Source organism: Bradyrhizobium sp. CIR18 (assembly GCF_014198295.1).
Classification (GTDB): Bacteria; Pseudomonadota; Alphaproteobacteria; order Rhizobiales; family Xanthobacteraceae; genus Bradyrhizobium.
This window is the reverse complement of sequence record NZ_JACIHF010000002.1, coordinates 312,839-325,910: the sequence shown is the minus strand read 5'-3', so window position 1 is coordinate 325,910 and position 13,072 is coordinate 312,839. Positions and strand designations below refer to the sequence as shown.

Here is a 13,072-nt window from a genome sequence, read left to right as displayed (position 1 = left end):
TTAAGGCTTTGCGATGCCGGCGATGAAGAGGTCGAGCACGCCTTCCGCCATCCGCTCGATCGCCCTCTCCTCGACGCCCCAGCGCGGAAAGTGGCCATCGAGATTCATCCGGGCGAAGCCGTAGACCAGGGCGCGGCCGGCGATCTGGATGCGCTTGAGGTCCGCCGACCGCAGCAGGCCCTGCTCCGCCGCCTCGGCCAGGATTCCCTCGGTCAGCGCGATCAACTCGGCATTGTCGCGCGTCAATTCCGCGGAGCTGCCATGGGCGAAATAGCGCCCGGTGGAGATGATCTCGAAATGGGCGGGATTGCGCATCGCCCAGCGCAGGTAAGCAAGGCCAAAGGCACGAAAACGGGCAAGCGGGCCGGCCGCCGGAGCCTCGCTCAGCGCGGCCTCGATCTCGGCACGGAAACGCCGCTGCGCCTCCTCGGCCGCCGCCGCCATCAGTGCATCGCGGTTTGGAAAGTGCCGGAACGGCGCGCCCGGCGACACCGCGGCCCGGCGCGCGGCCTCACGGACGGAGACCTCCGCTCCCTCCGCCGCCAATTGCAGCGCAGCATCGATCAGGACACGGCGGAGGTCGCCGTGGTGATACGGCCTGGCCTGGGCTGCAGGGCGGCGGGCGCGCGGCTTGGACGGCTGGCGGGCGGACATGGTGCTTCCTAGCATCACCCGAACGTGAATGTAAGCGGTGATTACACCATTGACCGCCGCGCGGCGCCGAAATGTAATCGATGATTACATAACGGAGGAAGATCACCATGCCGCGACGTCAAAGCTGGTTCGAAGGCTGGCGGCTGCTCGCCGCCCTCACCCTCAGCCTGATCCTTCTCAGCATGTGGATCGCCTCGATGCGGCAATTGGAGGTCGAGGGCGTGCGGATGGTGATCCGCTTCACCGCACGCAGCTCGCTGCTGCTGTTCTGCCTCGCCTTCAGCGCCGCAGCGATGGCGCGGCTTTGGCCCAACGCATGGACCCGCTGGCAGCGCCGCAACCGCCGGTATCTCGGCCTCAGTTTTGCGGCCTCCCACGCCATCCACGCGGTTGCGATCGTTGTTTTCGCCTGGATGGATCCTGCCGGCTTTGCCGAGGCGACCTCGGCCGTTTCCTACATTTTCGGCGGCATCGGCTATGGCTTCATCGTCGCGATGAGCGCCACCTCGTTCGACCGCGCCGCCGCGCTGATCGGGCGCCGCGCCTGGCGTACGCTGCACCTGGTCGGCGGCTATTATCTCTGGTTTCAGTTCATGGTGTCGTTCGGCAAGCGCGTGCCGGCGATGCCGCTCTATGCCGCTTTCCTCATTCCGCTGCTGATCGTGATGACGCTGCGCATGATCGCGATGGCCCGCCACCCACGCGGGCAGACCGTTGCGGCGGGCTGAAGCGCCCGCCTTTACTGCGGCAGCAGTCCGAGCCGCTTGGCGATGATCCGGTCGACCGTCCGTTTCGGCAGTACGGCACCGATCAGATGGCGGAGCGGGTCGGGCGTGATCTGATAGCGCACCTTGGGGCTCGGCGCGGTCAGCGCCTCGAACACGATCTCGGCGATCCGCTCGGCCGGCAGGCCCTTCGCGCCGAGGTCCATCATGAAGGCCATGACCTTGTTGAGCGCCGGGAGATAGGGCGAGCTCTGGTAGACGGAGAGATCGATCTGCTCGGCCTTGCTCCAGATCGGCGTCTTCACCGCGCCGGGGGCGACGATGATGACGTCGATGCCGAACAGCATCAATTCGCGGCGCAGGCTTTCCGACAGTCCCTCGACGGCGTGCTTGGAGGTGCAGTAGGGCGCCGACAGCGGATTGCCGTTCTTTCCTGCGACCGAGCTGATCATCACGATCCGCCCCTTCGGCCCCTTCAGCGACGGGTCGGCCCCGAGCAGCGGCCCGAACGCCTGCGTCGCGATGACAGGGCCGATGACGTTGATGTCCATCTGGCGGCGGAAATCATCCGCCGACAATTCGAGCACGGGACCGGCGACGGCGATGCCCGCATTGTTGACGAGGCCGGCCAGCGTCTCACCGTTCAGCGCTTCGCGAACTTTTCGCGCAGCAGCGAGGACCGCGGCCTCGTCGGTGACGTCGAACAGCAGCGGCGTGAAATTGGCGCCAAACTCACCCTGAAGCCGGTCGGCATCGGCCTGCTTGCGGACGCTGCCGAACACGCGATAGCCGCGCCCGATCAGGAATTTGGCAGTAGCCCAGCCGATGCCTGTGGACGCACCGGTGACGACGACAGATCGCATGGTCTTCCTCCCCTGGAGTTCCTGCGATCATGCCTTGGATTTTTGCCCATGTCCCGGACAAGCGCAGCGAAACGGAGCGCAGAAGCCGAGACCCAGGAGCCGCAATGGCCCCCGGATCAGCAGCGCACCACCTGCGTGATGCGCTGCGTCCGGGAGACGACTTAGTTCTTCGACTTGTCGACCAGCGCGCCCTTCTTGATCCAGGGCATCATATCGCGCAGCTTGGCGCCGACTTCCTCGATCGGGTGCTGAGCGAGCTTGGCGCGGGTCGCCTTGAACGAGGTCTGGTTGACCTTGTTCTCGAGCATCCAGTCGCGGGCGAACTTGCCGCCCTGGATGTCGGCGAGAACGCGCTTCATCTCCGCCTTGGTCTCGGCGGTGACGATGCGCGGGCCGGTGACGTACTCGCCATACTCCGCGGTGTTGGAGATCGAGTAGTTCATGTTGGCGATGCCGCCTTCATAAATCAGGTCGACGATCAGCTTCACTTCGTGCAGGCACTCGAAATAGGCCATCTCCGGGGCGTAGCCGGCTTCGACCAGGGTCTCGTAGCCGCCCTTGATCAGCTCGACCAGGCCGCCGCAGAGCACCACCTGCTCGCCGAACAGGTCGGTCTCGCACTCTTCCTTGAAGGTGGTCTCGATGATGCCGGCGCGGCCGCCGCCGACAGCCGAGGCGTAGGACAGGCCGAGGTCATGGGCGTTGCCCGAGACGTCCTTGGCGATTGCGATCAGGCAGGGCACGCCGCCGCCGCGCTGATATTCCGAGCGCACGGTGTGACCGGGGCCCTTCGGCGCGATCATAAGCACGTCGAGATCGGCGCGCGGGTCGAGCAGGTTGAAGTGGACGTTGAGGCCGTGCGCGAACACGAGGGCGGCGCCCTTCTTCATGTTGTCGTGCAGGTGATCGCGATAGATGTCGCCCTGGAGCTCGTCCGGGGTCAGCATCATGACGAGGTCGGCCCATTTGGCGGCTTCGGCGACTTCCATCACCTTGAAGCCGGCGGCTTCCGCCTTCTTGACCGAGCCCGAGTCCTTGCGCAGCGCAATGGCAACGTCCTTGACGCCGGAATCCTTCAGGTTGAGCGCATGGGCGTGGCCCTGGCTGCCATAGCCCACGATGGCGACCTTCTTGCCCTTGATCAGGTTCAGGTCGGCGTCGCGATCGTAATAAACACGCATGGGTCGTTTCCTCGTTAGGGGCCAGAATCGGCCGTTGGTCAGGTCCGACTGCTCAAGTCTTGGACGGTGAAATTTGCGGATTTCGGGGGCTGTCTAGAGCATTTTCAGCCGGCTGGGAAACCCGTTTCTGCATGGAAATCCGCGACATCATGCATCCATGAAAACGGGGTAGAGGGAGGCCAGCAGCAGGATCGCCATCAGGATATTGAAGGCGCGGACCAGCCGCTCCGAGGTCAGGACCGGCCGCAATGCCGAGCCGAACAGGGCCCAGACCACGGTCGAGACGGTGCCGACGAGCAGGCTGATCAGGGTCTGGATCGCGATGTTGAGCGGGAATTGGGCGATCGCCGCATAGGCGGTGATGGTGCCGATGACGATCACCCAGCCCTTGGCATTGATCCATTGGAACATCGCCGCGCCCCAGAAGGTCATCGGGCCGCGGCCATCCCCCTCGCCCGGCTTGGTCGGGCCGGACATGGCGATCGCGACGGCAAGATAGATCAGGTAGGCGGCACCGGCATATTTCAGGATGGTCTGGAGGATCGGATAGGCCAGGAACACGGAGCCGAGCCCGAGGCCGACGGCGGCGACCATGAAGGCGAAGCCGAGGACGATGCCGACGATGTGAGGGACGGTGCGCCGGAAGCCGTAGGTCAGGCCCGAGGACAGCAGCATGATGTTGTTCGGCCCGGGCGTGAAGTACATCACGACCATGAAGATCAGGAAGGCATAGAGCAGCGACTGGGACATGCTCACCTCACGCCGTTTTCGGCAACGGTTCTTCGGGTAACGCCTTGGGCCGCTTCGCCAGCACCATCACGGCGATACCGCCGATCACGGTCAGCATGCCAGCGAGCCGCAAGGGTCCGAACCGCTCGCCGAACGCGATGCTGGAGGCGGCCGAGCCGACGAACGGCACCAGCAGCGCAAACGGCACCACTTGCGCGGCGGGATAGTCGCGCAGCAGCCGGCCCCAGAGCCAATAGGCGATACTCGTTGAGATGCCGCCAAGCGCCAGCATGCAGAGAGCCGCTGTCGGCGTTATGTGGCTCAGCGATGTCCATGTCGGCGCAGGGCCATTGGCGATCAGCGCCAGCACGAACAGCGGCACGGCCGCGGCGAGGCACAGCCATGCGAACAGGTCGAACATCGGCACGCCGCGGGCGCCGCGCAGCAGCAGATTGCCGACGGCAAAGCTGATCGGCGAGATCATCAGCACCGCAAACGCGGCGACGCTGAAATCATAGCCGACCGTACCGCAGATCATCAGAAGGCCGATCGCAGCGATACCAACGCCGAGCGCCTGCATCGGCGTCGGCCGCTCGCCAAAAGCGATCGCGGCAAAGCCGATCGTGAACAGCGCCTGGCTCTGCACGACGACGCTGGTCAGCCCCACCGGCACGCCATGGGCGATGCCATAGGCCTGGCTCAGGAATTGACCGAGGAACAACGTAAAGCTGATCGCGATCAGCAGCGACCAGGCGATTTTGGGCTTTCGGATGAACAGGCACGGCAACGCGGCGATGGAAAAACGCAGCGCCGTCATCAGCTCCGGCGAAAGCTCGTCGAGCGCGATCCGGCTCGCCACGAAGGCAAGTCCCCAGATGATCGCCACCAGGATGGCGATGAGGATATCGGCCGGCTTCATTGTTGTTCTCGGTTCTGCCCTGTCGTGCAGCCCTGTTGTTGTCGTCTAGCCTTGCTCGCCGGCTCTTGGTTTGCGCAGCAGATAGGTGCCGTGCATCGGTGCGTGGTAATCGGCCGAGACCAGCGCGAAGCCGACGTCGGTCAGCATCCGCTCCATCACCCAGCCGAAGGTGGAGTATTCGTCGCGCATATGCGTGACGACGCCTTCGCGCGAAAAATCGTGGTTCTTGATCTGGTAGTCGGCCCATTGCTCGACGTCGCGCTCGATCGCGTCGGGCATGGAGGCATAGACGATGTCGCGCAGATAGAAGCTCGCGCCCGGCTTCAGCGCACGATAGATCCGCGACATCGCCACCGCCTTCCAGAAATCCGGCAGGTGGTGCAGCGTGAATTCGCTGACGATCAGGTCGTAGGATTCCGGCCGATAGGCGAAGCTGAGCAGGCCGGCGGACTGTGTGCGCACGGGCGCCTTGCGATCACGCGCGTAGATCTCGGCAAGCGCCAGCATTGCCGGCGAGATATCGATGGCGTCCACCTCCGCGCCCAGCAGTGCGGCTTCGGTCGCCAGCACGCCGTTGCCGCAGCCGATGTCGGCGATGCGCCAGCCGCGCTGGACTCCCAGCATTTTCAGCGCGGCGCGCGCCCGCAGATCGGCATCGTCGTGGGCGTCGTAGATCGAGGCCACAGCGGGCTCGATCCCCATCCGGTTCCGCTCGTTATAGTACCAGTCGCGCGCCAGCATGGTTCACATCCCTTCAGGCCCGCGGCCGATCGCGGCAACGCCGGTGCGCGACACCTCGACGAGGCCGAGCGGGCGCATCAGGTCGATATATTGATTGATCTTGTCCGTATTGCCTGTGATCTCGAACACAAAGCTCTCGGTCGTGGCGTCGATCACCCGGGCGCGGAACGCATCCGCGAGCCTGAGCGCCTCGACCCGATGCTCGCCCTGCCCGCGCACCTTCACCATCGCCAGCTCGCGCTCGATCGAGCGCTTGGTCTGGGTCATGTCGACGACCCGGTAGACCGGGATCATGCGGTCTAGCTGGTGCTTGATCTGCTCGATCACCATCGGCGTACCCGTCGTGACGATGGTGATGCGCGACAGGTGCTTCTGGGCCTCGGTCTCCGAGACCGTGAGGCTCTCGATGTTGTAGCCGCGGCCCGAGAACAGGCCGATGACGCGCGCGAGCACGCCCGGCTCGTTCTGCACGAGCACCGAGAGCGTATGCGTCTCGTTGGGATCGTGGCGATCCTCGATGAAGTAGGCGGATGCGGGCTGGTTCATTGTCGTCCCCTCTTGTCTCTTCCTCACGCCATCGCTGACGCGTCTGTCCCGACCCAACGGCGGAACAGATCGAAATCGATATTGCCGCCGGACAGCACGAGACCGACGCGCTTGCCCTTCAACTTGCTCTTTTCCTGCAGCGCCGCGGCGAGCGCGGCTGCTCCCGCGCCTTCGGCGAGATTGTGCGTGTCGGTCCAGAGCGCACGGATCGCGGCCGCGACCTCCGCGTCGGTGACCTCTACGATGCGTGAGGCACCCTTGCGGATCAGCGTGAATGCCTCGGCGTCCGGAATGCGCGTCGCCATGCCGTCGGCGAGCGTGTTGCTGGTTTCGGTCGTCACGATCTTGCCGGCCGCAAACGACAGCGCGTAGGACGGAGCTTCGGTCGACTGCACGCCGACGATCTCGGTCTTCAGGCCGAGCAGGTCGCGCGCCATGATGCAGCCGCAGATGCCGGAGCCCTGCCCGATCGGCACATAGAGCATGTCGAGGTCCGCCGCGGCCTTGAACAGCTCAAGCGCATAAGTGGCGACGCCGAGCACAAGGTCGGGGTGGAACGACGGCACCATATGGAGCCCGGCAAACTGCGCGCGGCGCTCGGCTTCCTCACGCGCGGCCTGGAAATCCTCGCCATGCTCGACGAGCTCGGCGCCAAAGGCCTTCATCGCGCGATTCTTCTCGGCCGAATTGCCGCGCGGCACGTAGATCACTGCGGGCACGCCGTGGCGGCTCGCCGCGAACGCCAGGCTCTGGCCGTGATTGCCGCGCGTCGCCGAGATGATGCCGGGAATATTCGACTGCTCGCGCTTCAGCCGCTCGAGATAGACCAGCCCGCCGCGCACCTTGAAAGCCCCGATCGGCGTGTGGTTCTCGTGCTTGACCACGACCTGCGCGCCGAGCCGCTCGGCGAGCAAAGGCCAGGCGTGTGCCGGCGTTGCCGGCACCGCCTGCCCCACGATCGCATGTGCGCGCTCGAGCTCGGTCAGGTCGAACATGGTCTCACACCAGCGCCTTGCCGCCGGCGAACGCCTTGGCGGTGGCCTCGTCGTTGGCCTGCTCCGGCAACAGCATCTCGTTGTGCGCCTTGCCCGAGGGGATCATCGGGAAGCAGTTTTCGAGCGCGGCGACGCGACAGTCGAACAGCACCGGGCGCTTGACCGAAATCATCTCCTGGATGGCGCCGTCGAGATCGCCGGGCTTGTGGACCTGGATACCGACGCCGCCATAGGCTTCCGCGAGCTTGACGAAGTCCGGCAGCGCCTCCGAGTAGGAATGCGACAGGCGGTTGCCGTGCAGCAGCTGCTGCCACTGCCGCACCATGCCCATGTACTGGTTGTTCAGGATGAAGATCTTGATCGGCAGCTCGTACTGAACCGCCGTCGACATCTCCTGCATCGTCATCTGCACCGAGGCATCCCCCGCAATGTCGATGACGAGGCTGTCGGGATGGGCAACCTGCACGCCGACCGCCGCCGGCAGGCCGTAGCCCATGGTGCCGAGACCGCCCGAGGTCATCCAGCGATGCGGCTCCTCGAAGCCGAAGAACTGCGCCGCCCACATCTGGTGCTGGCCGACTTCCGTCGTGATGTAGGTATCCCTGCCGCGCGTCGCCTCGAACAGGCTCTGGATCGCGTGCTGCGGCAGGATCACCTCGTTGCTCTTCCGGTAGTAGAGCGAGTTACGGGCGCGCCACTGCGCGATCTGCTGCCACCACGCCTTGATGTCGGGCTTCTTCGCCTCGGCCTTGAACACCTGGAGGATGTCGCCGAGGATGTTGCCGCAATCGCCGATGATCGGCACGTCGACGCGAATGTTCTTGTTGATCGAGGACGGGTCGATGTCGATGTGGATCTTCTTCGAGCCCGGCGAGAACGCATCGACGCGGCCGGTGATGCGGTCGTCGAAGCGCGCGCCGACGCACAGCATGACGTCGCAATCATGCATCGTCATGTTGGCTTCATAGGTGCCGTGCATGCCGAGCATGCCGAGCCAATTCTTGCCCGACGCCGGATACGCGCCGAGGCCCATCAGCGTCGAGGTGATCGGGAATCCGGTGACCTCGACCAGCTCGCGCAGCAGCTTGGTCGCCTCGGAGCCGGAATTGATGACGCCGCCGCCGCTGTAGATCACGGGACGCTTGGCATGGGCCAGCAGTGCGACGGCTTTGCGGATCTGCGTCGCATCTCCCTTCACGCGTGGCGCGTAGGAGCGGTGCACGTCGGATTTGCGCGGCGGATGATAGGTGCCGGTCGCGAACTGCACGTCCTTGGGGACGTCGACCAGCACCGGGCCGGGACGGCCGGAGGTCGCGACGTAGAAAGCTTCGTGCAGCACTTTGGCGAGATCGTTGACGTCGCGCACCAGCCAATTGTGCTTGGTGCAGGGACGCGTGATGCCGACGGTGTCGCATTCCTGGAACGCGTCGTTGCCGATCAGATGCGTCGGCACCTGGCCGGAGATGCAGACCAGCGGGATCGAATCCATCAGCGCGTCGGTGAGCGGCGTCACCATATTGGTGGCACCGGGGCCGGAGGTCACCAGCGCAACGCCCGGCTTGCCGGTCGAGCGCGCATAACCTTCTGCGGCGTGGCCGGCGCCCTGCTCGTGGCGGACCAGGATGTGCTGGACCTCGCTCTGCTGAAAGATCTCGTCATAGATCGGAAGCACCGCGCCGCCGGGATAGCCGAAAATGTCGGTCACGCCATGATCGATGAGCGCGCGAACGATCATCGCAGCGCCGGTCATCTGGTTCGGATCGTGGCTCTTGTCGCTCATTGGCTTGCTCCGGATGCGCTGTTGTCAGCGGCTTCGTTCGTGTCTGGTTCGGGAAATAAAAAAGGCCCCGAAGAGGGCCCATGCACACCGCCTGTCATGTGGATGGCAGCTAGCCACCCCCGGCGGTGTGCCTGGGTACGACGGCGATAAGGAGCTTGGTAATAATGTTACGCATGGCGGGCGCCCGGCTTCCCAAAGGTTGCGCGAAACATAGCGGCCAAAGCCTGGATGTCAAGGCGATGCGGCCGTTCCCGCGCGATTTTGGCAGTGTAGCGGTGTTCCCTGGGTTCGGCGAGAGGTAAATTCGGGAACCCGGACGGAAAAGCGCCTCAGGCGGGGTCGCGGGCCGCGTTCACAAGGGCGGCGAGCCATCCCCTCGCCTCCCCGGGCTTCACCCATTCGAACTCCGGCAATTGGTGCCGGAACCAAGTGAATTGCCGCTTGGCGTAGTGGCGGGTGTCGGCGCGGCCAGTGGTGGCGGCCTGCTCCAGGCTGAGCTCACCGCGTAAGTGCCGGATCAGGGCCGGCACGCCATGAGCCTTCATCGCCGGCAGCAGCGGATCGAGGTTTCTGGCGGCGAGCTGCTCGACCTCCTTCAACGCACCGGCGCCCAGCATGGCATCGAAGCGGGCATCGATGCGGGCGTAGAGCTCGTCCCGTTCGGGTGCGAGAAATACCGCGCGAAAACTGTCCTTCGGCAGCAGCGGCGGCTGACCCTCCCGGTGCCAGTCGAGCAGCGAGCGGCCGGTCGCCTCGACCACTTCGAGCGCGCGCGCGATCCGGGTGCGGTCACGCAGGTTCAATCGCTCGGCCGCACTGGGGTCGCGACGCGCCAGTTCCGCGTGCAGCGCCTCGACGCCGTTGCGTTCCAACCGCGCGCGCACGTCCTCGCGCACCTCGGCAGGGATTGGCGGCACCACGGAGAGCCCCGCCGTCAGTGCCTTGAAATAGAGCCCGGTGCCGCCGATGAAGATCGGCAGACGGCCTTCCGCTTCTGCCTCGTCGAGCGCCTTGGCTGCATCACTCACCCAGGCACCGGCCGAAAAATTCACGGCTGCATCGACATGACCGTACAGGCGATGCGGCGCGCGCGCTTCCTCGCTTTGTGTGGGGCGCGCCGTGATGATCCGCAGGTCACGATAGACCTGCATGGAATCGGCATTGATGACGACCCCGCCCGTGCTGAGGGCAAGCTCCAGCGCCAGCGCCGACTTGCCGCTGGCGGTCGGGCCTGCGATAAGCACGGCCTTGCCAACATGGCTTCTGCTGACTTGCCCCTCGCTCACGAAAACCTCAAATGTCCCTCGTCGCCACGCTGATCTGCAACCCCGACAATCCCGCGCTCGACTCCACCATCGTCGATGGCGCCCGCGCCGTGCTGCCCCAGGCAGCTCCCGCGCACTGGCTGTTCGACGGGGTTGCGGTCGACATTCCCTTCGGCGCCGACAGTAACCTCGAAGCCGACCGTCACGCCATCGAGCAGCGGCTCCGCGAGCTTCGCGGCGACCTGCCCGTCGACATCGTCGTGCAGCCAGTCGGCGCCCGGCGCAAGAAGCTTTTTCTCGCCGACATGGATTCCACCATGATCGGCCAGGAATGCATCGACGAGCTTGCCGATCTCGTCGGGATGAAGGCCCACGTGGCCGCCATCACCGAACGCGCCATGCGCGGCGAGATCGAGTTCGAGCCGGCACTGCGCGAGCGCGTCGCGCTGCTGAAGGACCTGCCCGCCGGCGTGGTCGATGAGGTGCTGGCCAAGCGCATCACGCTGACCCCGGGCGGCCGCGAACTGGTCGCGACCATGCGCAAGCACGGCGCCTATACCTGCCTCGTCTCCGGCGGCTTCACGCTGTTCACGACCGCGGTCGCCGCCAAGATCGGCTTCCAGGAGAACCGTGCCAACGAGCTGGTCGTGCGCGACGGCAAGTTCACCGGCGAGGTGAAGGAGCCGATTTTGGGGCGCGCGGCGAAGCTCGCGACGCTGGTGGATCTGATGGAGTCGTTCGATCTCGACGACATCGATTCGGTCGTGGTCGGCGACGGCGCCAATGATCTCGCAATGATCCAGGCCGCGGGGCTGGGCGTCGCCTATCACGCCAAGCCGGCCGTAGCGGCGGCTGCGGCGGCGCGGATCGATCACGGCGACCTCACCGCGCTGCTGTATACGCAGGGGTATCGGCGGGACGAGTTCGTGGAGGGGTAGCCTCTTGCCGCATGCTCAGCGGCCGTAGGGTGGGCAAAGGCGCAAAGCGCCGTGCCCACGATCTTTCTCCGACGGCGACAGGTGGTGGGCACGCTTCCGCCTTCGCTCTTCGAGCTACGGCGGACAAGTCGCTTTGCCCACCCTACGGCACCGGCCAGCGACTACTGCACGCTCAGCGCCACAAACCGCAGCTCGCCGTCGGCGTTGGACACCAGCAGCAGCACCGACTTCTTGCCGTCCTTCTTGAGCTGGTCGACCCGCTTCTGGATGTCGGCGCCGCTGGAGACGGCCTCCTGCGCGACCTCGACGATGACGTCGCCGGCGGAGAGGCGCTTCTCGGCGGCGTCGGAATTCGCGTCGACATTGGTGACGACCACGCCCTTGACGCTCTCCTTGATCTTGTAGCGGCTGCGCAGATCCTTGTTCAGCGCCGCAAGATCAAGGCCGAGCGCCTTCTGCGTCACCGGCTTCTCGGGCGCGGGCTCGTCGGTCTTCACCGCGGCCTGCACCTTCTCTGGATCCTGGAGGCGGCCGAGGGTGACCTTCTTGGTTTCTTCCTTGCCCTTGCGGATGATGATGACGTCGACTTCCTTGCCGACCGCCGTGTCGGCGACGACGCGGGACAGGTCCTTCGGATCCTTGACGTCCTTGCCGTCGAACTTGACGACGACGTCGCCCGGCTCGATGCCGGCCGGCTTGGCCGGGCCCTTGTCGTCGACGCCCGCAACCAGCGCGCCGCGCGCCGGCTTGATGCTGAGGCTCTCGGCGATCTCGTCGGTGACGCTCTGGATCCGCACGCCGAGCCAGCCGCGGCGCAACTCGCCGAACTGACGGAGCTGGTCGACGACGCCCGCAACCGTCTTCGACGGCACCGCGAAGCCGATGCCGATCGAGCCGCCCGAGGGCGAGATGATCAGCGTGTTGACGCCGATGACGTCGCCATCGAGGTTGAACAGCGGACCGCCGGAATTGCCGCGGTTGATGGAGGCGTCGGTCTGGATGTAGCTGTCATAGGGACCCGAGGAGATGTCGCGGTTCTTGGCCGAGACGATGCCGGCCGTCACCGTGCCGCCCAGGCTGAACGGGTTGCCGATCGCGACCACCCAGTCGCCGAGACGCAGCTTGTCGCTATCGCCGAACTTCACCGCGACCAGCGGCTTGGTCGGCTTGAACTTCAAGACTGCAAGGTCGGTCTTCTTGTCGACGCCGACCAGCTCGGCCTTGATCTTGGTACCGTCGTTGAGGATGACGTTGATCTCGTCGGCATCCGCGATGACATGGTTGTTGGTGACGACGACGCCCGATGTGTCGATGATGAAGCCGCTTCCGAGCGAATTGGTCTTGCGCGGCGGCGGGCCGCCGTCGCCGCGCTCGCCACCCTTGCTGCTGCCGCCCGGACCTTTGCGGTTCTTGAAGAAGTCGTCGAAGAACTCCTCGAAGGGCGAGCCGGGCGGCAATTGCGGCATGGCGTTGCTGCCGCCGCCCTTGGCCTCGACGGTCTGCGAGGTCGAGATGTTGACGACCGCGTCGATCACCTTCTCGGCGACGTCGGCGATGCCCTCCGGTCCGCGCGCATAAGCCGGCGAGCCGAACGCGCTGACAGCAGCGACGGCGAGCGCGGCCAGCCCAATTCGCACACCAAGTCGCGAGCGGGACGGGGCAATGGTGGCAGCGGTCATTGTGATCTCCAGAGAGAGGGATTCGGCGCCAGACTGCGCTTGACGGGGGGACGGCGC

13 protein-coding genes are annotated in these 13,072 nt (G+C 65.4%); 2 read left to right on the top strand and 11 right to left on the bottom strand.

What is annotated here, in order from left to right:
* Positions 1-654 carry a TetR/AcrR family transcriptional regulator gene (locus tag GGD65_RS10055; RefSeq protein ID WP_246783244.1) on the bottom strand — a complete coding sequence of 218 codons (654 nt, stop codon included), beginning with the start codon at positions 652-654 and terminating at the stop codon, positions 1-3.
* Positions 655-761: 107 nt separating this feature from the next.
* Between GGD65_RS10055 and GGD65_RS10050 the strand changes: the two genes are divergently transcribed.
* The gene (locus tag GGD65_RS10050) at positions 762-1,382 is read left to right on the top strand and encodes a hypothetical protein (RefSeq protein ID WP_183235168.1); all 621 of its coding nucleotides are present in this window, start codon (positions 762-764) and stop codon (positions 1,380-1,382) included.
* An 11-nt stretch (positions 1,383-1,393) separates the two neighbouring features.
* Here GGD65_RS10050 and GGD65_RS10045 read toward each other — a convergent pair whose 3' ends face one another.
* The 9 genes from GGD65_RS10045 to miaA all read right to left on the bottom strand — a co-directional run bounded on the left by GGD65_RS10045 (position 1,394) and on the right by miaA (position 10,419).
* Positions 1,394-2,242, bottom strand: a complete 849-nt coding sequence (locus GGD65_RS10045) for an SDR family oxidoreductase (protein WP_183235167.1) — start codon at positions 2,240-2,242, stop codon at positions 1,394-1,396.
* A 161-nt stretch (positions 2,243-2,403) separates the two neighbouring features.
* A complete protein-coding gene (ilvC, locus tag GGD65_RS10040; protein ID WP_018319725.1) occupies positions 2,404-3,423 on the bottom strand; it encodes a ketol-acid reductoisomerase in 1,020 nt (339 codons plus the stop codon).
* A 147-nt stretch (positions 3,424-3,570) separates the two neighbouring features.
* Entirely contained in the window at positions 3,571-4,173 is a 603-nt protein-coding gene (locus GGD65_RS10035; protein WP_183235166.1) for a LysE family translocator, read from the bottom strand.
* Positions 4,174-4,180: 7 nt separating this feature from the next.
* Positions 4,181-5,071 carry an EamA family transporter gene (locus GGD65_RS10030; protein ID WP_183235165.1) on the bottom strand — a complete coding sequence of 297 codons (891 nt, stop codon included), beginning with the start codon at positions 5,069-5,071 and terminating at the stop codon, positions 4,181-4,183.
* Positions 5,072-5,116: 45 nt separating this feature from the next.
* Complete coding sequence (locus GGD65_RS10025) at positions 5,117-5,812, bottom strand: class I SAM-dependent methyltransferase (RefSeq protein WP_091961418.1); 696 nt, start codon at positions 5,810-5,812, stop codon at positions 5,117-5,119.
* A 3-nt stretch (positions 5,813-5,815) separates the two neighbouring features.
* Positions 5,816-6,358 (bottom strand): acetolactate synthase small subunit, encoded by a 543-nt coding sequence (gene ilvN, locus GGD65_RS10020; RefSeq protein WP_011089241.1) that lies wholly within the window; start codon positions 6,356-6,358, stop codon positions 5,816-5,818.
* A gap of 23 nt (positions 6,359-6,381) precedes the next feature.
* Positions 6,382-7,353, bottom strand: a complete 972-nt coding sequence (locus GGD65_RS10015; RefSeq protein ID WP_183235164.1) for a threonine dehydratase — start codon at positions 7,351-7,353, stop codon at positions 6,382-6,384.
* A 4-nt stretch (positions 7,354-7,357) separates the two neighbouring features.
* Positions 7,358-9,133 (bottom strand): acetolactate synthase 3 large subunit, encoded by a 1,776-nt coding sequence (locus GGD65_RS10010; RefSeq protein WP_183235163.1) that lies wholly within the window; start codon positions 9,131-9,133, stop codon positions 7,358-7,360.
* A gap of 329 nt (positions 9,134-9,462) precedes the next feature.
* Positions 9,463-10,419, bottom strand: coding sequence for a tRNA (adenosine(37)-N6)-dimethylallyltransferase MiaA (gene miaA, locus GGD65_RS10005; RefSeq protein WP_183235162.1), 957 nt, complete (start codon positions 10,417-10,419; stop codon positions 9,463-9,465).
* Positions 10,420-10,430: 11 nt separating this feature from the next.
* On the opposite strand from miaA, the gene serB reads away from it, so the two are divergent.
* A complete protein-coding gene (gene serB / locus GGD65_RS10000; protein ID WP_183235161.1) occupies positions 10,431-11,336 on the top strand; it encodes a phosphoserine phosphatase SerB in 906 nt (301 codons plus the stop codon).
* A gap of 161 nt (positions 11,337-11,497) precedes the next feature.
* Here the strand turns inward: serB and GGD65_RS09995 are convergent, their stop codons facing one another.
* Positions 11,498-13,015 carry a Do family serine endopeptidase gene (locus GGD65_RS09995; protein WP_179736097.1) on the bottom strand — a complete coding sequence of 506 codons (1,518 nt, stop codon included), beginning with the start codon at positions 13,013-13,015 and terminating at the stop codon, positions 11,498-11,500.
* Positions 13,016-13,072: the final 57 nt, after the last annotated feature.

Excerpts from the sequence above, each read along its gene's own strand:
- serB (WP_183235161.1), top strand. The coding sequence starts at position 10,431 with ATGTCCCTCGTCGCCACGCTGATCTGCAACCCCGACAATCCCGCGCTC.
- ilvN (WP_011089241.1), bottom strand. The coding sequence starts at position 6,358 with ATGAACCAGCCCGCATCCGCCTACTTCATCGAGGATCGCCACGATCCC.
- GGD65_RS10025 (WP_091961418.1), bottom strand. The coding sequence starts at position 5,812 with ATGCTGGCGCGCGACTGGTACTATAACGAGCGGAACCGGATGGGGATC.
- GGD65_RS10035 (WP_183235166.1), bottom strand. The coding sequence starts at position 4,173 with ATGTCCCAGTCGCTGCTCTATGCCTTCCTGATCTTCATGGTCGTGATG.
- GGD65_RS10015 (WP_183235164.1), bottom strand. The coding sequence starts at position 7,353 with ATGTTCGACCTGACCGAGCTCGAGCGCGCACATGCGATCGTGGGGCAG.
- GGD65_RS10045 (WP_183235167.1), bottom strand. The coding sequence starts at position 2,242 with ATGCGATCTGTCGTCGTCACCGGTGCGTCCACAGGCATCGGCTGGGCT.
- ilvC (WP_018319725.1), bottom strand. The coding sequence starts at position 3,423 with ATGCGTGTTTATTACGATCGCGACGCCGACCTGAACCTGATCAAGGGC.
- GGD65_RS09995 (WP_179736097.1), bottom strand. The coding sequence starts at position 13,015 with ATGACCGCTGCCACCATTGCCCCGTCCCGCTCGCGACTTGGTGTGCGA.
- GGD65_RS10050 (WP_183235168.1), top strand. The coding sequence starts at position 762 with ATGCCGCGACGTCAAAGCTGGTTCGAAGGCTGGCGGCTGCTCGCCGCC.
- GGD65_RS10030 (WP_183235165.1), bottom strand. The coding sequence starts at position 5,071 with ATGAAGCCGGCCGATATCCTCATCGCCATCCTGGTGGCGATCATCTGG.
- GGD65_RS10055 (WP_246783244.1), bottom strand. The coding sequence starts at position 654 with ATGTCCGCCCGCCAGCCGTCCAAGCCGCGCGCCCGCCGCCCTGCAGCC.
- GGD65_RS10010 (WP_183235163.1), bottom strand. The coding sequence starts at position 9,133 with ATGAGCGACAAGAGCCACGATCCGAACCAGATGACCGGCGCTGCGATG.